We start from the raw sequence: 16,957 nt of genomic DNA on the forward strand, positions 1-16,957 counted from the left end.
CATGCGGCCGCTTTCCGGAAAACCCTGTAGCCGTCGTGTGGACAGGACAATTCTTTCGGCAAAACGCCGGGCGTAAAACGCTGAATCCCTGCTGATGTAGCGTACAAGATCATCCAGGTCGTCCCGCGCGCACTCCGACCATTCAACCTTCATGATTCAGGTAACGTTTTTCCATTTCTTCCTGCGAGGTGATTCTTCCTTCTTCGGCTGCCTTCAGCGAGCGTTCCAGCTTCTGACGCACGTAGAGGGCATACATGACATCGTCGAAGCTTGCCTGGTCCGGCAGGTGATCGGCAATGTCGTGAACGATTTGTTTGACCGTTTGCATGGCGGCTCCTTGGTAATCTGCGGAAAGGAAATGAAATTGATTCTAACCTGTCCATCCGCCCGCTCAATTTTTCTTCCCAATCAAACGGCTAAAACGCTTACCGGGTACGGTCGTTAAGGAGACGCTGATTAATCCGTCTTTGCGAGGAGCGAAGCGACGCGGCAATCCAGAAATGCCTGCTTGATCAATGCGCTGGATTGCCGCGCTTCGCTCGCAATGACGGCTATATCGAATTAATCAGTGTTTCCTTAAGCGTGGCGTCGGCTAGATGATTCTCAGACCACGTTTTGATGGGCGTTAATTTCATGTCTGTTCCCAACATTCCCACTCTACCCTGCGTCCTGATGCAGGTCGGGCTTCGCGTTTTTTCGACGTTTGCGATCAGCGGGAATCAGTTCGATCTTGAGCGTACATCCCACAGCCTCGGCATAACGCTTGAGCGAGGCGACCGAGGGGGCGTGCTTGCCGGCGGATTCCAGGCGCGAGATGGCGCTCTTGGTGGTGCCCATGCGGGTGGCCACGGCTTCCTGGGTCAGGCCGGCGCGGGTACGCGCGGCCAGCATTTCGCTGGCCAGAGCGTATTCGAGTTCCAGCGCTTCGTAGGCTTCGCTGAAGCCACGCCGCTTGGATGCCTTTTCAAGGAACGCCTTGTGGTCGTGGCGTACAGGTTGGAATTTCAGATCAGCCATTTTGAACCTCCTTCAATCGCTTGCGGGCGATCTTGACTTCGTGGTCGGGCGTTTGCTGCGACTTCTTGATGAAGGCATGCAGCACAACCACGCGCCGGCCGACGAGAAAACAATAGAACGCCCGGCCGATGCCCGAGCGGCCGCGCGGGCGCAATTCGAACAAGCCGTCTCCAAACGCGCGCGAATACGGCAGCTTCAGGTGGGGCCGTGTTCCATCAGTAATTCGACGATCCGCGCGTAGTCCGCGAGAACATCGACCGGCCAGGATTCGATTTCGGCCAGCACGCGTTCGTGGAAATATTCGACGGAAAACGCCATGAGCGAAGGTTAGCACTATTGCTAACCTTCGCTCATGGCGAAAAATCTGGAATGGTGCACAGGCATGTAAAAACGCCCCGGCGATTCCAGGGATCACGGGGGCGTTTCAAGTCCAGAACGACCAAGCCTTAGCCCGGCAGCATCGCCAGCAACCCATTCAGCCGCCGTACGAAGCTCGCCGGATCGTCGAGCTGGCCGCCTTCCGCCAGCAGGGCCTGCTCGAACAGCAGGTTGGCCCAGTCGGCGAAGCGGGCGTCGTCGGATTCGCTGTTGAGCCGCGTGACCAATGCGTGTGACGGGTTGATTTCCAGCGTCGGCTTCACCGTGGGCGCGGCCTGGCCGGCGGCTTTGAGCAGGCGTTCGAGGTTGGCGCTCATGTCGCCTTCGCCGGTGACTAGACAAGCCGGCGAATCGGTGAGGCGGTGGGTGACGCGTACGTCCTTCACGCGCTCGCCGAGCGTGGTCTTGATGCGCTCGACCAGCGGCTTCATGGCGTCTTCGGCTTCCTTCTGCGCGGTCTTTTCGGCCTCGTCTTCCAGCGCGCCTAAATCAAGCCCACCCTTGGCGACGGATTTCAACGGCTTGCCGTCGAATTCATTCAGGTTGCCCGACAGCCATTCGTCGACGCGATCGGACAGCAGCAGCACTTCGATGCCTTTCTTGCGGAAGATTTCGAGGTGCGGGCTGTGCTGGGCGGCGGCGAAACTGTCGGCGGTGATGGTGTAGATCGCTTCCTGGCCTTCCTTCATGCGGCCGATGTAGTCCTTGAGCGAGACGACCTGCGCGTCGGTGTCGGTGTGGGTCGACGCAAAACGTAATAGCGCGGCGATGCGTTCCTTGTTGGCGTAGTCCTCGCCCGGGCCTTCCTTCAGCACCTTGCCGAACGCGTTCCAGAACTCGACGTATTTCTCCGGCTGGTTTTCGGCCAGGTCTTCCAGCAGGCCCAGCACCTTCTTCACCGAGCCGGCCTTGATGGCGTCGATGTCGCGGCTGTTCTGCAGGATTTCGCGCGAGATGTTCAATGGCAGGTCGGCCGAATCGATCACCCCGCGCACGAAGCGCAGGTATTGCGGCATCAGCTGCTCGGCGTCGTCCATGATGAAGACGCGGCGCACGTAGAGCTTGATGCCGTGACGGCGCTCGCGGTCGTAGAGGTCGAACGGCGCGTGCGAGGGCACGTAGAGCAGCGAGATGTATTCCTGCTTGCCCTCGACGCGGTTGTGCGACCACGCGAGCGGCAGCTCGAAGTCGTGGGCGACGTGCTTGTAGAACTCCTGGTATTCCTCTTCGCTGACGTCCTTCTTGGCGCGCGCCCACAGGGCGGAGGCGCGGTTGACGGTTTCGTCCTCGTCGGTCGGCGTTTCCACGCCGTCCTTCCATTCGCTCTTCTTCATCACGATGGGCAGGGTGATGTGGTCGGAATAGGTGCGGATGACTGACTTGATCTTGTAGTCGGAGAGGAACTCGTCCTCACCTTCGCGCAGATGCAGCACGATCTCGGTGCCGCGCGCGGGCTTGGCGACGGTTTCCAGGGTGTAGTCGCCGGCGCCTTCGGATTCCCAGCGCACGCCGTGCTCGGACGTGAAGCCGGCGCGGCGGGTGGTGAGGGTGATGCGGTCGGCGACAATGAAGGCGGAGTAAAAGCCGACGCCGAACTGGCCGATCAGCGCGGCGTCCTTCTTCTGGTCGCCGGAGAGCTGCGAGAAGAACTCGCGGGTGCCGGACTTGGCGATGGTGCCGATGTGCTCGATGACTTCCTGCCGGCTCATGCCGATGCCGTTGTCGCTGATGGTCAGCGTGCGCGCTTCGCGGTCGAAGGCGATGCGGATCTTGAGCTCGGGGTCGTTCTCGAACAGCGCGGAATCCGACAGGCCTTCGAAGCGCAGCTTGTCGGAGGCGTCGGAGGCGTTGGAAATCAGTTCGCGCAGGAAAATGTCCTTGTTGGAATACAAGGAATGGATCATCAGCTGCAGCAGCTGTTTGACTTCGGCCTGGAAGCCCAGGGTTTCTTTGGTGGCGGACATGCCTTTATCTCCCGTTGAACGTACAAATAAGGTGGAACGGGAGATGGGGGCGGGGGCGGCGGGTTTCAAGGGCTGTCCCAGGGTGTACGCATGGAGGGGATGTTGGAGGCCCGCCCTCGGGCCGATGGGGTGGGGGTTGCGACGGTGCGAAAATCGCGGCGAGGGCGCCGCTCCTACAACAGCGGTTTTGTCCGCCGGAATGGCGGGGCGACTATTTCTGCTTGGCGAGCAGGGCCAGCAGTTCCACCTGCGCGTTGTAGGGCTGGGCGCGGCGCGGCGAACGGCGGCGGTAGCTGCCGTCGGACAGCATTTCCCAGGCCTGCACGTTGTCGCGCAGGTAGGGCTTGAGGCCTTCGTTGATGACGCGTTTTTTCAGCTTGGGATTGAGTACTGGGAAGCCGGTTTCGATGCGGCGGAAGAAGTTGCGGTCCATCCAGTCGGCCGACGACAGATACACCTGTTCGTCGCCGCCATTTTTGAAATAGAAGATCCGCGTGTGTTCGAGGAAGCGCCCGACGATCGAACGCACCCGGATGTGTTCTGACAGGCCGGGGATGCCGGGGCGCAGCGCGCACACACCGCGGATGATGAGATGGATTTTCACCCCGGCCTGCGAGGCGGCATAGAGCGCGGCGATGACCTGTGGCTCCAGCAGGGCGTTCATCTTGGCGACAATGGCGGCGGGCTTGCCGGTGGCAGCGTGTGCGGTCTCGCGGTTGATCGCGGCGATGACTTCGCTGTGCAGGGTGAACGGCGCCTGCCACAGGCGCTTCAGCTTGCCGGCCTTGCCTAGCCCGGTGATCTGGGTGAACAGGCTGCCGACGTCGGCGGTCATGGTCTCGTCGGCGGTCAGCAGGCCGAAGTCGGTGTACAGGCGTGCGGTGCGGGCGTGATAGTTGCCGGTGCCGAGATGGGCGTAACGGCGCAGCACGCCTTCTTCGCGGCGGATGACAAGCGCGAGCTTGGCGTGGGTCTTGTGGCCGACCACGCCGTAGATCACATGGGCGCCGACTTCTTCCAGCTTGGCGGCCCAGTTGATGTTGGCTTCCTCGTCGAAGCGCGCCATCAGTTCGACCACCACGGTGACTTCCTTGCCTGACAGTGCGGCGCGGATCAGCGCCTGCATCAGTTTCGAGTCGGTTCCGGTGCGGTAGACCGTCTGCCGCATGGCGACCACGTTGGGGTCGGCGGCGGCCTGTTCGATGAAGTCGGTCACCGGCTGGAAGGACTCAAACGGATGGTGCAGCAGGATGTCGCCCTTGCGGATCTGCGCAAAGATGTCTTCGTTCTTGGCCAGCCGGGCGGGCAGGGCAGGGACGAAGGGTGGGAATTTCAGGTCCGGGCGATCGACCCAGTCGGGCACCTGCATCAGGCGAACCAGGTTCACCGGGCCGTGCGCCTGGTAGAGGTCGTCGGCGTCGAGCTCGAACTGTTCCAGCAAAAAGGCCGCCATCGACGCCGAGCAGTTGTCGGCCACCTCCAGCCGCACCGCCGCGCCAAAATTCCTCTGCGGCAGTTCGCCCTGCAGGGCCTGGCGCAGGTTCTTGGTTTCCTCATCATCCACAAATAAATCGGAATTGCGGGTGGCGCGGAACTGGTAGCAGCCTTCCACCGTCATCCCGGCAAACAGTTCGCCGACGTGTGCGTGCAGGATCGACGACAGAAAGACGAAGCCGTATTCGCAGCCGGCGATGTCAGCCGGCATGCGGATCACTCGCGGCAAGGAGCGCGGCGCCTGGACCACGGCGGCACCGGAATTGCGGCCGAAGGCATCGCGGCCGGACAATTCCACCGCGAAGTTGAGGCTCTTGTTGAGCACGCGCGGAAAAGGATGCGAAGGGTCCAGGCCGATCGGCGTCAGCACCGGCATCAGCTCACGGAAGAAATAGTCGCGAATCCACGCCGTCTGGGTTTCGTTCCACTGCGTGCGGCGAAAAAAGTGAATTCCGTGGGTGGCCAGCTCGGGAATGATTTCCTTGTTGAAGAGTTCGTATTGCCTGGCCACCAGCGCATGCGCGGTTTCCGATACTGCGCGGTATTGCTGGCCTGGCGTCATGCCATCGGGCGAGCGCTGGGCGGTATGGGCGCGAATCTGCTCCTTCAGCCCGGCCACCCGCACCTCGAAGAATTCGTCCAGGTTGCTGGAAAAGATGCAGAGAAACTTCAGCCGTTCCAGCAGCGGCATATCGGGATCGTCCGCCTGCGCCAGCACGCGGCGCTGAAATTCGAGGATGCCGAGTTCGCGGTTGATGAGGGTGTCGGGGCTGGGCAGGTTCATGGTTGGTTTTTCGTAGTGTGCTTCAATGATAAACGTCCACGTTTATCCTGACATGACAGATATATGACAGTTTCCGATTCATTCGAAATCGAACTCAAGCTGGCGCTGCCGCCGCAGCAGGCTGCGGCTTTTCTCAAACTGATGGCGCGGCGTCGCAGCGCACCCGTGCAACAGGCGCTGATTACCCGTTATTTCGACACCCCGGATTTTGCCTTGAGCGAACAGGGCGTCGCGTTGAGGGTGCGGCGGGTCGGGCGGCGCTGGCTGCAGACGCTGAAAACCGAGGGCGAGCGGCGCGGCGGGCTGTCGCGGCGCGCCGAGTATGAAATGGCGGTCACCCGCGGCACGCCGGACTGGAGCCGGTTTCCGGCCGAGGCGCTGGCCTATGTGCCCGACGCGCTGCGCGCGCAACTGGTGCCGGTGTTCGAAACGCGGTTCAGCCGCACTGCCTGGTTGCTCAAGGGCCGTGGCGGCGCGCAGATCGAGGTCGCACTGGACGTGGGCGAAGTGCGTGCGGGAAAAAACAGCCAGCCGATCTGCGAGATCGAGCTCGAACTCAAAGCCGGCCAGCCGGATGCGCTGTTCGCGCTGGCGCAGGGCTGGGCCCAGCAGCTCGACTGTGTGCCGCTGGATCTCAGCAAGGCCGAGCGCGGCGTGCGCCTGGCGCATGGCGAGGGTGCGGCGCCGGTGAAATCCGTGCCACTGGTGCTGAACCGGGACATGCGCGTGGAAGACGGCTTTGCCGCGATCGCCCAGGCGTGTCTCGCACAGTTCCAGGCCAATCTGCCGGGCGTGCTGGCATCCGACGACATCGAATACGTGCACCAGGCCCGGGTGGCGCTGCGGCGCCTGCGCGCGGCGCTGCGGCTGACTCGCCGCGTGTGCGTGCTGCCGGACGAATTGATGGACGGCCTGCGCACGCTGGCTGCCGCGCTCGGCCCGGCGCGCGACTGGGACGTGCTTTGCGGAGAAACCCTGACCGCGATTGCGCCGCATTACCCCGATGCCGACGCCTGGCAGCGCGGCATGGGCGCGCTGCAGGCGCATCGCGCCGAGGTGCGCGCGACCATGCAGGCAGCGCTGACCCAGGCACGCCCGGGCGCATGGTTGCTGGCGCTGCAGCGCTGGCTGTTGCAGCGCGGCTGGCGTGACGCCCCGGAAGCGCAGCGCTTCGTCCAGCTGTCGCCGTTGAGCAAGTGGGCGCGCCGGGCGCTGCAGAAAGGCCATCGCCCCATCGTTCGCGGCGCGCGCGATTTCGCGCAACTGCAAGCGGCGCAGCGCCATGCCCTGCGCATTGCCATCAAGCGCCAGCGTTATGCTGCTGAGTTTTTCCAGACCCTGTTCGGCGGGCGCCGGCAGGATCGATACCTGACTGTGCTGCGTGACGCGCAGGACAGCCTGGGGCGCACCAACGATGCGCGGGTGGCGTGGGGCCTGCTGATTGCAGCGCACACGGATGCGGGGCCGATGGGGGACTTCGTCCTCGGCTGGCTGGCGGCGAAACAGGCAGCTGCGGCGAACGGTGAAAGCACCAGACATTTGCAGGATTTCCTGAAATTGAAGTCTTACTGGTAGGTATCTCCCGTTCTTCCGTTTGTCGCACAATAGGCGCCGCACCGATTCAGAATCAGATATTTTTGGAGGAAAGCCGGATGGAACTCATTTTATGGCGACACGCCGAGGCCGAGGACACGACTCCCGATCTCACCCGCGAACTGACCGGACGCGGCCGCAAGCAGGCCGCGCGCATGGCTGACTGGCTCAATCCGCGGCTGCCGCCGGACATCCGCATTCTGGCGAGCCCCGCTACCCGTGCCCTGCAAACGGCGCAGGCGCTGGGGCGCGAATACGAACTAGCGCCGGTGTTGGCCCCCGGAGCCAGTGCCGAAGACGTGCTGGCCGCGGCCAGCTGGCCGGATGCGCCTTATCCGGTGCTGATCGTCGGGCATCAGCCCACGCTGGGGCAGGTGGCGATGCAGCTGCTGGCCGGGCAGGCGGGCGATCTGGCGGTCAAGAAAGGCGGCATCTGGTGGTTCCAGGGTCGTGAGCGGGCGGGTCAATTGCAGGTGGTGTTGCGCGCCGTGGCGGCGCCTGACTGGTTATAATCGCCGGGTGAATATTCAGCTTATCAAGCAAGACGTGATCCAGTTGAACCCGGCCACCCAGACGAGGTGCATGCAGTGCCGGGTTGGCTGAGCAGCCTGCGCGACCTGATCGCGGATGCCAGCCCGGTGCGCCGCTTCATGCTTGCCCTGCTGGTGATCCTGCCGCTGGCCGCACTGGCCGCCGCCTACCTGCGGTTCAACCCGCCGGTCTATCGCGTGCTGTATACGCAACTGTCCGACCGCGCCGGTGGCGAAGTCATCGCCGCGCTCGAACAGCTCGACATTCCCTATCGCCTGTCTGCCGCCGACGGCACCATCGAGGTGCCGGCCACCCAGCTGCATGCGGCGCGTTATCGCCTGGCTGCGCGCGGCCTGCCCAAATCCGATGACGATGCGCAGGACGAAGTCGACCGCGCTCCCCGGTTTGGCGCCTCGTCGCTGCAGGAGCAGCAGCGCTTTCAGCGGGCGCTCGAGATCGACCTGGCGCGTTCGATCCAGAAGCTGGAAGCGGTCGAGCTCGCGCGCGTCCATCTTGCCCTGCCCAAGGTTTCGCCCTTCCTGCGCGATGCGCCGCCCGCCACCGCTGCGGTACTGGTGCGCTTGCGTCCCGGTTCGCAACTGGATGCCGGTCAGGTGACGACCATTCAGACCCTGGTGGCCGCCGGGGTGCCGCGCCTGAAGCGCGCCGAGGTGCAGGTGCTCGATCCGCGCGGCGTCCTGCTGGGCGCTGCCGCGCCCGAGGCCGCCCAGTCGCAGCGCCTGGCGCTGGAGCAGGATCTGGTGCGGCGGGCGCTGGCGGTATTGACACCGTGGCTGGGCGAAGACCGCGTCAGCGTGCAGGTGACCGCCACCCTGGAAGACAGCGAAACCCGGCAGACGGTCGAGCGCGTGCAGAATGTCGTGGTGGCCGGGCAGGCGCGCCCGTTGGAAAAAACCGTGCGCACCACGCGCGTGCCGGAAGGACGCATCCAGCGCATCAATGCCATTGTGATTCTGGGGTTCGACGCCAGTGCCAACGAACAGTGGCGCGCCAGGCAGATGGCCGGCCAGGCGCTGGGACTACAGCCGGCGCGCGGCGACACGCTACGCGTGTATGCGCTGCCTGCGGCGGCGCCCAAACCGCAGGCCGATTTGCCTGCCGAAACACCCCAGGCCGCGGCTCCCGTGCCGGCACCCACGGTGCAGCCAGTGCAGCCGGCCAACCCGCCGCCCGCTGCGGCCAGTCCGTTTGCCTTGCCGCACTGGTCGCTGGCGGCTGCTGCTGCGGCGCTGATCCTGCTCGCGGTCTCGGCATGGCTGCGAGCCCGCCGGACGCCCGCAGCTGCGGCGGAGGTGATGGATTTCGACGCCGAGCTCGACGCGGCGCGCAGCCGGGTGCTGGCCGATCCGCGCGTGACGGCGGATGTCATCAAGCTATGGATGCGCGCATGAGCCAGGCCGGAATCGAGAAATCCGCCGTGCTGCTGCTCGCGTTGGGCGAGGAGGCCACGGCTGCGGTGTTGCGTTACCTGAGCCCGCTCGAGGTGAGCCGTCTGGGTAGCGCCATGCGCGAACTGGAGATGCTGCCGCGCGAACGCGTACGCGCAATCCTGCGCGATTACGCCGCCGAGGCAGCCGAACAGACCGGATTTGCCGCGGATACCGGACGCTTTCTCGATGAGACGCTCAAGCGGGCACTGAGCCCGGAACGCGCGCAGGCGATGCTGCAACGCCTGGGTGCGACGGGCGCGCAGACGCTGGGAAAACTTGCCTGGCGCGAACCGGCGGAGATTGCCGGCCTGCTGGAGGCGCAGCCGCCGCAGCTGATTGCCGTGGTGCTGGCGCAGCTGCCGCGCGACGTTGCGGCCGCGGTGCTCGACCTGCTTCCCGGTAAAACGCGCGCGGACACTTTACAGAGTCTGGCGCACAGCGACGCCCCCAGTGCCGACATGTTGCGCGAACTGGACGACTGGCTGGCCGGGCTCGGAGCCGTCGCGCCGGCGCAGGGCGAAGCCGCCGTCGCCAACCTGCTGGGGCAGATGAGCGAGGGCAGTGCGGCCGCCGCCTTGAGCCAGCTCGACCAGAACGATGCGGCGCTGGCTGCGCGCCTGCGCGTACGCCATCTCGCATTCGAGGACCTGGCGCGGCTGCCGGAAGCGAGCCGCAAAACTTTCTTGCGCAACGTCGGCGCGCGCACCCTGCTGCATGCGTTGAAGGGCAGCGACGGGCGGGTGCTCGATGCGCTCGCCGCGGTGATGAGCCCGACCGCGGCGCAGCGCATGCGCGATGATCTCGACACCCTGGGCGCCCTGCCGGTGACCGCGATCCAGGCGGCGCAGGACGAGGCCGGCGCCACCTTGCGGCGGCTGACGGCAGAAGGGGCGATCCTGTTCCCGGAAGAGGAGGCGGCATGAGCACAGACGACGACACCCCGTTCAATCAAGCCACGCTCAATCAAGCCACGGCGTTTGAACAATGGGAGGTGGTGGAGCTGGCCGCGTCTGCAAGCGAGGCGGCGACGCCCGCCGAGGATGTCGAGGCCGAGTGCGTCAGGCTGCGCGATGCCGCGCGCGCCGAGGGCTACGCCGAAGGGCTGGCCGCCGGGCGAGTGGAAGGGGAACAGGCCTGCGGGCGCATGAAACAGCTGGCCGAAAGCTTCGGCAACACCCTCGACAACTTCGATTTTCGCCTTGCCGACATGGTGCTGGAACTGGCGCTGGATGTGGCGCGCCAGGTGGTGGCGGGCGAGCTCGCGGCCCGTCCGGAGCGGATTCTCGATGTGGTCAATCTGGCGCTGAAACAGATGGCGGAAACCAGCCGCGAGGCGCGCCTGCTGCTGAATCCGGACGATGCTGCGCTGGTGCGGCCGCACCTCGACCAGGTGCTGGACAAGAACCGCCTGCGCATCGTTGAAGACGTGCGCATCGTGCGGGGTGGCTGCCTGATCGAAACCGCGCAGGGCGACCTCGACGCCACGCTGCCCGGGCGCTGGCGCCAAGTGGTGCAGGTGCTCGGCAGCAACAAGAACTGGCTGGAATAATTTTAATAAATGGCGCTTTCATCGTTATTTGTTGGTGTTGGCCAGCGCTGTAGGAGGGGCGCCCTCGCCCCGATTTGCGCGCCGTCGCAACCACCACGGCATCGGCCCGAGGGCGGGCCTCCTACAACAGCACACCCCCGCGGGATGCTGCCGTGTCTCTGTGGTTCAGGGATTTTAGGATAATGGACCGCATCGTCCGCCTGCGTGAGTACCTTGCCAACTGCCGGCGCGCAGTGAGCTGGGCATCGCCGATTGCGGCCAGTGGGCGCCTCACCCGGGTGTCCGGTCTGGTGATGGAAGCGGTGGGGCTGCAGCTGCCGGTGGGCAGTCAGTGTCATGTGCAGGTGCCCGGCGGACAGAGCATCGAGGCCGAGGTGGCCGGGTTTTCCGGCGACCGCCTGTTCATCATGCCGGCGACCGACATCTACGGCGTGATGCCGGGCGCACGGGTGATTCCGGACAACACGATGGCGGCGCAGCCGCCCCGCCTGGGGATGCGCTACGTGCCGCGTCGCCGCGCGCAGGACCGGGTGCGACAGGTGCCGGTCGGCGAACACTTGCTGGGGCGTGTGCTCGACGGCGCCGGGCGGCCGCTGGATGGCCTCGGCCCGCTGTCGCTGGAACGCCGGGTGCCGCTGTACAGCCGGCCGATCAATCCGCTGGAGCGTGCGCCGATCCGGCAGACGCTGGACGTGGGCGTACGCGCGATCAACGGCCTGCTGACGGTGGGGCGCGGGCAGCGGCTCGGCCTGTTCGCTGGCAGCGGCGTCGGTAAAAGCGTGTTGCTCGGCATGATGGCGCGTTTCACCGAAGCCGACGTGGTGGTGGTGGGCCTGATCGGCGAACGCGGCCGCGAGGTCAAGGAATTCATCGACCGCATCCTCGGTGCCGAAGGCATGGCGCGCGCAGTGGTGGTGGCCGCGCCGGCCGACCATCCGCCGCTGATGCGGCTGAACGGCGCGGCGTATGCGATGTCGATCGCCGAGTATTTTCGCGACCAGGGCAAGCACGTGCTGCTCATCATGGACTCGCTCACCCGCTACGCGATGGCGCAGCGCGAGGTGGCGCTGGCGATCGGCGAGCCGCCCGCCACCAAGGGCTATCCGCCGTCGGTTTTTGCCAAGCTGCCGCAGCTGGCCGAACGCGCCGGCAACGGCCGCAACGGCAGCGGTTCGATCACCGCGTTTTTCACCGTGCTGATGGAAGGCGACGATCAGCAGGACCCGATCGCCGATGCGGCGCGCGCGATCCTCGACGGCCACATCGTGCTCTCCCGCGATCTGGCCGACGCCGGGCATTACCCCGCCATCGATATCGAAGCCTCGATCAGCCGGGTCCAGCCCGACCTGCTTTCCGAGGAGGCGCTGGAGCGCACCCGCCGCTTCAAATATCTCTATTCGCGCTACATGCGCAGCCGCGACCTGCTGGCCGTCGGCGCCTATGTGCCGGGTGCGGATCTGGTGCTGGACGAGGGGGTGCGGCTGTACCCCAGAATGCAGGGCTATCTGATGCAGGGCATGCGCGAACGCGCGTCGATGGATTCGGCTCGCACCGGACTGGATGAGGTGATCGGTTGAAGCCGTTTTCCCTGGCGCGGGTGCTGCAGCTGGCCGAGCGCCGGGCCGAAGGCCTGTCGCGCGCAGTCAAGTTCGCGCACGGCATCTGGCTGCGCGCGCGCGGGCGGCAGGTGCAGTTGACCACGTTGCGCGATGCGCACGTTGCGCAGTTGGCCCGCCACTTGCGCGATGGCGTGTCGGCCGCGCAGCTGCAGGAAATGAATTATTTGCAGCACGCGCAGGCAGCCGAAATGCAGGCCGCACAGGCCGCCATCGACGCTGCGCACCGTGACTGGCAGGCGCGGCTGGCCGAGTGGATGCAGGTCGAGCAGCGGGTCAAGGCGCTACGCCTGCTGGAGCAGCGCCATCTGGCGCAGACCGCCATCCAGCAACGCCGCAGCGAGCAGCGTGAGCACGACGAGCTGGTGGAGTTGACGCATCATCAGGTTGCGGGACGGTGGGGGCGTTGATGCGTTTGCGGGAACTTACGCCCGCGGAAACCGCTTTCCTGACGGCGCCTGCCGCTGACCCTGACAACTTGCAGCCTCGCCTGACCTGCAAGCTTGCCGCGACGCTGAGCGCGCGTTTGCGCCTGCCGGTTCAGGCGATGGCGATGTCGGTCGATGTGCCGGCCGATGCGCCGGCGTTCCCCGCCTGGCAGCCCGATGTCGCGCTTGCCAGCTTGTGGCTGGTCCGCCGCCTCGGTGGCCAGCGCGTGATGGGCGCGACCCCCTTTGTGCCGCACTCCCTGATCCATACCTTGGACGCCGCGCTGGCGGAGTGCTGGCTGGATGCGGCGGCACAGGCCACGCTGCCCGCTGCGCTGGTGTGGCAAATCATGGCAGCGCACACGCAGGCAACGCTCACCGTGCGCTTGCCGCACCCCACAACCGACATGACGCGCTGGGCGCGAGGAGTGATACGGCATGGTTAAGTTCGTTGCGGCAGGCGCGTTGCTGCTAGTTCCTTCATGGGCGCTGGCCGCGCCCGACACCGCTTCCAGCATGCTCACCGTGCTGCTGAGCCTGGGGCTGATCCTGGGCGGATTCGTCGCGGTGGCGTGGCTCGCCCGCCGCTATCTGCCGGGCATGGGCGCGCAGGGCGCCGTCAAGGTGGTGGGGACGACGCCGGTCGGCACGCGCGAGCGCGTCGTGGTGGTCGAGGTCGACAACACCTGGCTGCTGCTGGGCGTGGGGGGCGGCAACGTGCGGCTGCTTCATACCCTGCCGCGGCCTGCCGATCCAACCAAATCTCTGGCGGAGCGCGCATGATGAAAATGATCCTGACGCTGGCGGCGCTGGCGCTGAGTGTGCCTGCCCTGGGCGTGGACAGCAGCGTGCCGCTGCTCGCCGTGACCCCCGGCGCAGGCGGGCAGGTGATCGGTGTGCCGGGCGCGAGCCTGCCGTGGCTGCTGCTGTTCCCGTTTTTGCCGGCCTTGCTGCTGGCGTTCACCGCCTTCACCCGCATCGCGGTGGTGCTGTTCCTGCTGCGGCAGGGCTTGGGCAGCCACACCGCGCCGCCCAACCTGGTGTTGATGGCGCTGGCCGTGCTGCTGACGATTTTCGTGATGTCGCCCGCACTCAAGACCATCAACAGCGAGGCCTATCAGCCCTTCCTGTCCGGCGCGCTGAGCTTCAACGACGCCGCCGAGCAAGCCGCACAGCCGCTGAAAAGCTTCATGCTGCGGCAGACCCGCGCCGAAGACCTGAGCCTGTTTACCGGCGACGACAAGACCGTCGATCCCCAGCAGGTGGAGAGCGTGCCACTGGCGGCGCTGGCGCCGGCCTTCCTCACCAGCGAACTCAAGACCGCGTTCCAGATCGGCTTCATGGTGGTGTTGCCCTTCCTGGTGATCGACCTGGTGGTCGCCGCCGTGTTGACCGCGCTGGGCATGATCATGCTGCCGCCGCAGTTGGTGTCGCTGCCGCTCAAATTGCTGCTGTTCGTTACGGTCGACGGCTGGCACCTGCTGGTCGGTTCACTGCTCGGGAGTTTTTGATGGAAGGCGGTGTTTTTTAATGGAGGGCGTGGCGCGCGACGCGCTGTGGTTGTTGATGCTGGTGGCCGCGCCGGTATTGCTGGCGGGACTGCTCACCGCAATCGCCATCAGCCTGTTCCAGGCCGCCACCCAAATTCTTGAGCCCACGCTGTCCTTTGTGCCCAAGCTCATCGTCATGCTGGTCGTGCTGGCGGTACTGGGCAGCTGGATGGGCGGGCAACTGGTCGAGTTTGCGCGCATGCTGTTGACCGATTTCCCGGGTCTCGTCGAGTGAATGGCCTATGCCCCTGAGCGAAGCGAGCCTGGCGGTCTGGTTGTTCGCCTTCGCCCGCCTCGCCGGATGGACGCTGTTCGATCCGCTGACCGGCCGCCTGCCACTGCTGCTGCGACTGCTGCTGGCCGCCGTGCTGGCCGCCGCGCTGGCGCCGGGCCTGGTGATCGATGCGATTGCACCCTTCACCGTCCAAGGCATGCTGGCATTGGGCCTGGAAATCGTGTGGGGCGCGGCGCTGGCGCTTTGCGTGCGGCTGGTTTTTGCTGCGGTCGAGGCCATGCTGGTATGGACCGGCCACACGGCGACCGGCGGCCTGCTGACCCTGACCGCCGAGCAGGCGGCACCCGCGGACGCCGCCTGGCGCGCGCTGGCGGGGTGGCTGGCGGCCATGGCGTTTCTGGCTGCCAGCGGCCATCTGCTGATCGTCGACGCGCTGCGCGACAGCTTTGCCGTCATGCCGGTTGCCGTCCTGCCCGCCGCAACCGACCTGCGCCAGCTGGCCGAAGCCGGCAGCTGGCTGTTCGCTACCGGCGTGCAGCTGGCCTTGCCGCTGCTGGCGCTGGCGCTGCTGATCCAGCTGGCACTCGGCATCGTGGCGCGTACCACGCCGGGGCTGGACATGTTCTCGGTCGGGCTGGGGGTGGCGATGCTGGGGCTGATGGCCGCCTGGGTGTGGGCAGTGCCACTGGTCGCTCACGGTGTCGGGCTGGGCATCGAGCAGCTGGCGGGCTGGCTGGGTCGGCTCAGATGAGCATGGACCATCAAGAAATGCTGTTGTATGAAAAATCTTCGGCGCGCCTGCGTGGCGGTTATTGCGTCAGCCTGAAACGAACCTGGAGCTTGATGCCGTGACCGAGAGACCAATCTCAGATGCCCTGGTCCTGTTTGGCGCCACGGGCGACCTTGCCCGACGCAAGATATTTCCCGCACTGCATGACATGTTGCGGCATGGACGCACGCTGCCGCCCATCGTCTGCGTGGCGAATTCTCCGGGGTGGGATCTTGAGCGTTTGCGCGCCCACGCCCATGATGGCATTGCCGAATTTGGCGGTGCGGTGGACGAGGCGGTGTTCCGCAATCTCGCCAGCTTGCTGACCTATATCAACGGCGACTACGAGGCCCCGGCAACTTACGTGGCGCTGCGCCGTGCGCTTGAGAACCGGCAGCGCCCGCTGCATTACTTTGCCATTCCGCCGGCCATGTTTCCCGTGGTGGTGCGCGGACTGGCCGCCGTCGGTTGCACCGAGGGCGCGCGCGTGGTGGTGGAGAAGCCCTTCGGGCGCGATCTGGAATCGGCACAATCGCTCAATGCAACGCTGTACGAAGCGCTGCCCGAATCCGGAATCTTCCGCATCGATCATTACCTGGGCAAGGAAGCGGTGCAGAACATTCTGTATTTCCGCTTTGCCAATTCCTTTCTCGAACCGATCTGGAATCGCAACCATATCCGGCAGATCCAGATCACCATGGCGGAGAGCTTCGGCGTGGCCGGGCGGGGGCGCTTTTACGATTCGGTCGGGGCCATCCGCGACGTGCTGCAGAACCACCTGCTGCAGATCCTCGCCCTGCTGGCCATGGAGCCGCCGCTCGGCACCAGTGCAGAAGCGGTTCGCGATGAACAGGCCAAATTGCTCAAGGCGATCCGCCCGCTGGCCCCCGGCGACCTGGTTCGGGGGCAGTACGAAGGCTATCGCAATGAGGAAGGCGTCGCACATGGTTCGGACACGGAAACCTTTGCCGCCGTGCGTTTCTTCGTCGACACCTGGCGCTGGGCGGGCGTGCCCTTTATCGTGCGCACGGGCAAAAACCTGCCGCTCACCACCACCGAGATTCGCGCCGAGTTTCAGGTTCCGCCGCAGCGCGTATTCGCGCTGTCCGAGACCGGACCGTTGGCGCCCAATTACCTGCGCATGCGCTTGTCGCCCACCGTATCCATCGCGCTGGGCGCGCGCACCAAGAATGCGGGCGATCGCATGGTCGGGCGGCCCGTGGAACTGTACGTCTGCAACAATCATCCGGAAGAGATGAGCGCCTACGAGCGCCTGCTTGGCGACGCCATGGACGGCGAGGCCATGCTGTTCGCCCGCCAGGATGCGGTGGAAGCGGCATGGCGCGTGGTGGAACCCGTGCTTTCGCGTCGCGACCCGGCATATGTCTACGAACCCGGCACGTGGGGCCCGTCCGAGGCCGACCTGCTGCTTGCCGGCGGCCGTTGGCATAATCCACGTCCGCCCCAGGGCTAGCAACACGCGTATCGTGAATCGGAAATCTTAGAAAACCCGGCACGACCAGATAGATTAGAATGCGGGGTTTATCGTGACATCGTCGGGGACAACGGCGAAGGCGAATGTTTGAAACAAGAGCGAC

20 protein-coding genes are annotated in these 16,957 nt (G+C 65.4%); 13 read left to right on the forward strand and 7 right to left on the reverse strand.

Features of this window, described 5'->3' with window-relative positions; translation table 11 throughout:
- The 7 genes from ABW22_RS18385 to ppk1 all read right to left on the reverse strand — a co-directional run.
- Positions 1–153 (reverse strand): type II toxin-antitoxin system RelE/ParE family toxin (locus tag ABW22_RS18385; RefSeq protein ID WP_162264463.1); only part of this gene is annotated, 153 nt, incomplete at its 3' end.
- Complete coding sequence (locus ABW22_RS01990; RefSeq protein ID WP_059751498.1) at positions 143–328, reverse strand: hypothetical protein; 186 nt, start codon at positions 326–328, stop codon at positions 143–145. The genes ABW22_RS18385 and ABW22_RS01990, both read right to left, overlap by 11 nt.
- Positions 329–657: 329 nt before the next feature.
- On the reverse strand, positions 658–1,017 hold the full coding sequence (locus ABW22_RS01995) for a helix-turn-helix domain-containing protein (protein ID WP_059751500.1): 360 nt from the start codon (positions 1,015–1,017) through the stop codon (positions 658–660).
- Complete coding sequence (locus ABW22_RS02000) at positions 1,010–1,240, reverse strand: type II toxin-antitoxin system RelE/ParE family toxin (RefSeq protein WP_193393272.1); 231 nt, start codon at positions 1,238–1,240, stop codon at positions 1,010–1,012. Before ABW22_RS02000 ends, ABW22_RS01995 begins: the two co-directional genes overlap by 8 nt.
- Positions 1,213–1,335: a hypothetical protein gene (locus ABW22_RS18230; protein ID WP_269083888.1), complete on the reverse strand. Its 123-nt coding sequence runs from the start codon at positions 1,333–1,335 to the stop codon at positions 1,213–1,215. The genes ABW22_RS02000 and ABW22_RS18230 overlap by 28 nt, the downstream gene beginning before the upstream one ends.
- A gap of 128 nt (positions 1,336–1,463) precedes the next feature.
- Positions 1,464–3,359 (reverse strand): molecular chaperone HtpG, encoded by a 1,896-nt coding sequence (gene htpG, locus ABW22_RS02005; protein ID WP_059751502.1) that lies wholly within the window; start codon positions 3,357–3,359, stop codon positions 1,464–1,466.
- Between the two features lie 211 nt (positions 3,360–3,570).
- A complete protein-coding gene (ppk1, locus tag ABW22_RS02010; protein WP_059751504.1) occupies positions 3,571–5,637 on the reverse strand; it encodes a polyphosphate kinase 1 in 2,067 nt (688 codons plus the stop codon).
- 63 nt (positions 5,638–5,700) lie between these two features.
- Here ppk1 and ABW22_RS02015 point away from each other — a divergent pair, with 63 nt between their 5' ends.
- From ABW22_RS02015 to zwf, 13 genes are all read left to right on the forward strand, one after another.
- A complete protein-coding gene (locus tag ABW22_RS02015; RefSeq protein ID WP_059751507.1) occupies positions 5,701–7,212 on the forward strand; it encodes a CYTH and CHAD domain-containing protein in 1,512 nt (503 codons plus the stop codon).
- A gap of 77 nt (positions 7,213–7,289) precedes the next feature.
- Positions 7,290–7,742 carry a SixA phosphatase family protein gene (locus ABW22_RS02020; protein ID WP_059751509.1) on the forward strand — a complete coding sequence of 151 codons (453 nt, stop codon included), beginning with the start codon at positions 7,290–7,292 and terminating at the stop codon, positions 7,740–7,742.
- Positions 7,743–7,817: 75 nt separating this feature from the next.
- Positions 7,818–9,173, forward strand: coding sequence for a flagellar basal-body MS-ring/collar protein FliF (fliF, locus tag ABW22_RS02025; protein ID WP_088178740.1), 1,356 nt, complete (start codon positions 7,818–7,820; stop codon positions 9,171–9,173).
- The gene (locus ABW22_RS02030; protein WP_059751648.1) at positions 9,170–10,135 is read left to right on the forward strand and encodes a flagellar motor switch protein FliG; all 966 of its coding nucleotides are present in this window, start codon (positions 9,170–9,172) and stop codon (positions 10,133–10,135) included. Before fliF ends, ABW22_RS02030 begins: the two co-directional genes overlap by 4 nt.
- Positions 10,132–10,761: a flagellar assembly protein FliH gene (locus ABW22_RS02035; RefSeq protein ID WP_059751513.1), complete on the forward strand. Its 630-nt coding sequence runs from the start codon at positions 10,132–10,134 to the stop codon at positions 10,759–10,761. Before ABW22_RS02030 ends, ABW22_RS02035 begins: the two co-directional genes overlap by 4 nt.
- A 182-nt stretch (positions 10,762–10,943) precedes the next feature.
- Positions 10,944–12,338, forward strand: a complete 1,395-nt coding sequence (gene fliI / locus ABW22_RS02040) for a flagellar protein export ATPase FliI (protein ID WP_059751514.1) — start codon at positions 10,944–10,946, stop codon at positions 12,336–12,338.
- On the forward strand, positions 12,335–12,787 hold the full coding sequence (locus tag ABW22_RS02045) for a flagellar export protein FliJ (protein ID WP_059751516.1): 453 nt from the start codon (positions 12,335–12,337) through the stop codon (positions 12,785–12,787). The genes fliI and ABW22_RS02045 overlap by 4 nt, the downstream gene beginning before the upstream one ends.
- A gap of 68 nt (positions 12,788–12,855) precedes the next feature.
- A complete protein-coding gene (locus ABW22_RS02050) occupies positions 12,856–13,251 on the forward strand; it encodes a hypothetical protein (protein ID WP_237763199.1) in 396 nt (131 codons plus the stop codon).
- Positions 13,244–13,588: a flagellar biosynthetic protein FliO gene (fliO, locus tag ABW22_RS02055; RefSeq protein ID WP_059751520.1), complete on the forward strand. Its 345-nt coding sequence runs from the start codon at positions 13,244–13,246 to the stop codon at positions 13,586–13,588. The genes ABW22_RS02050 and fliO overlap by 8 nt, the downstream gene beginning before the upstream one ends.
- Positions 13,585–14,316: a flagellar type III secretion system pore protein FliP gene (gene fliP / locus ABW22_RS02060; RefSeq protein ID WP_059751522.1), complete on the forward strand. Its 732-nt coding sequence runs from the start codon at positions 13,585–13,587 to the stop codon at positions 14,314–14,316. The genes fliO and fliP overlap by 4 nt, the downstream gene beginning before the upstream one ends.
- A gap of 19 nt (positions 14,317–14,335) precedes the next feature.
- The gene (locus tag ABW22_RS02065) at positions 14,336–14,590 is read left to right on the forward strand and encodes a flagellar biosynthetic protein FliQ (protein ID WP_059751524.1); all 255 of its coding nucleotides are present in this window, start codon (positions 14,336–14,338) and stop codon (positions 14,588–14,590) included.
- 7 nt (positions 14,591–14,597) lie between these two features.
- Positions 14,598–15,341 (forward strand): flagellar biosynthetic protein FliR, encoded by a 744-nt coding sequence (locus ABW22_RS02070; protein ID WP_059751526.1) that lies wholly within the window; start codon positions 14,598–14,600, stop codon positions 15,339–15,341.
- A gap of 97 nt (positions 15,342–15,438) precedes the next feature.
- Entirely contained in the window at positions 15,439–16,833 is a 1,395-nt protein-coding gene (gene zwf, locus ABW22_RS02075; RefSeq protein ID WP_059751650.1) for a glucose-6-phosphate dehydrogenase, read from the forward strand.
- Positions 16,834–16,957 lie beyond the last annotated feature (124 nt).

Origin of the sequence: Thiobacillus denitrificans (assembly GCF_001530125.1) — a bacterium.
GTDB lineage: Bacteria > Pseudomonadota > Gammaproteobacteria > Burkholderiales > Thiobacillaceae > Thiobacillus > Thiobacillus denitrificans_C.

What these genes read in the sequence shown, in the direction of transcription:
- ABW22_RS01990 (WP_059751498.1), bottom strand. Translation starts at nt 328, where the DNA reads ATGCAAACGGTCAAACAAATCGTTCACGACATTGCCGATCACCTGCCG.
- ABW22_RS01995 (WP_059751500.1), bottom strand. Translation starts at nt 1,017, where the DNA reads ATGGCTGATCTGAAATTCCAACCTGTACGCCACGACCACAAGGCGTTC.
- ABW22_RS18230 (WP_269083888.1), bottom strand. Translation starts at nt 1,335, where the DNA reads ATGGCGTTTTCCGTCGAATATTTCCACGAACGCGTGCTGGCCGAAATC.
- htpG (WP_059751502.1), bottom strand. Translation starts at nt 3,359, where the DNA reads ATGTCCGCCACCAAAGAAACCCTGGGCTTCCAGGCCGAAGTCAAACAG.
- ppk1 (WP_059751504.1), bottom strand. Translation starts at nt 5,637, where the DNA reads ATGAACCTGCCCAGCCCCGACACCCTCATCAACCGCGAACTCGGCATC.
- ABW22_RS02015 (WP_059751507.1), top strand. Translation starts at nt 5,701, where the DNA reads ATGACAGTTTCCGATTCATTCGAAATCGAACTCAAGCTGGCGCTGCCG.
- ABW22_RS02020 (WP_059751509.1), top strand. Translation starts at nt 7,290, where the DNA reads ATGGAACTCATTTTATGGCGACACGCCGAGGCCGAGGACACGACTCCC.
- ABW22_RS02030 (WP_059751648.1), top strand. Translation starts at nt 9,170, where the DNA reads ATGAGCCAGGCCGGAATCGAGAAATCCGCCGTGCTGCTGCTCGCGTTG.
- ABW22_RS02035 (WP_059751513.1), top strand. Translation starts at nt 10,132, where the DNA reads ATGAGCACAGACGACGACACCCCGTTCAATCAAGCCACGCTCAATCAA.
- fliI (WP_059751514.1), top strand. Translation starts at nt 10,944, where the DNA reads ATGGACCGCATCGTCCGCCTGCGTGAGTACCTTGCCAACTGCCGGCGC.
- fliO (WP_059751520.1), top strand. Translation starts at nt 13,244, where the DNA reads ATGGTTAAGTTCGTTGCGGCAGGCGCGTTGCTGCTAGTTCCTTCATGG.
- fliP (WP_059751522.1), top strand. Translation starts at nt 13,585, where the DNA reads ATGATGAAAATGATCCTGACGCTGGCGGCGCTGGCGCTGAGTGTGCCT.
- ABW22_RS02065 (WP_059751524.1), top strand. Translation starts at nt 14,336, where the DNA reads ATGGAGGGCGTGGCGCGCGACGCGCTGTGGTTGTTGATGCTGGTGGCC.
- ABW22_RS02070 (WP_059751526.1), top strand. Translation starts at nt 14,598, where the DNA reads ATGCCCCTGAGCGAAGCGAGCCTGGCGGTCTGGTTGTTCGCCTTCGCC.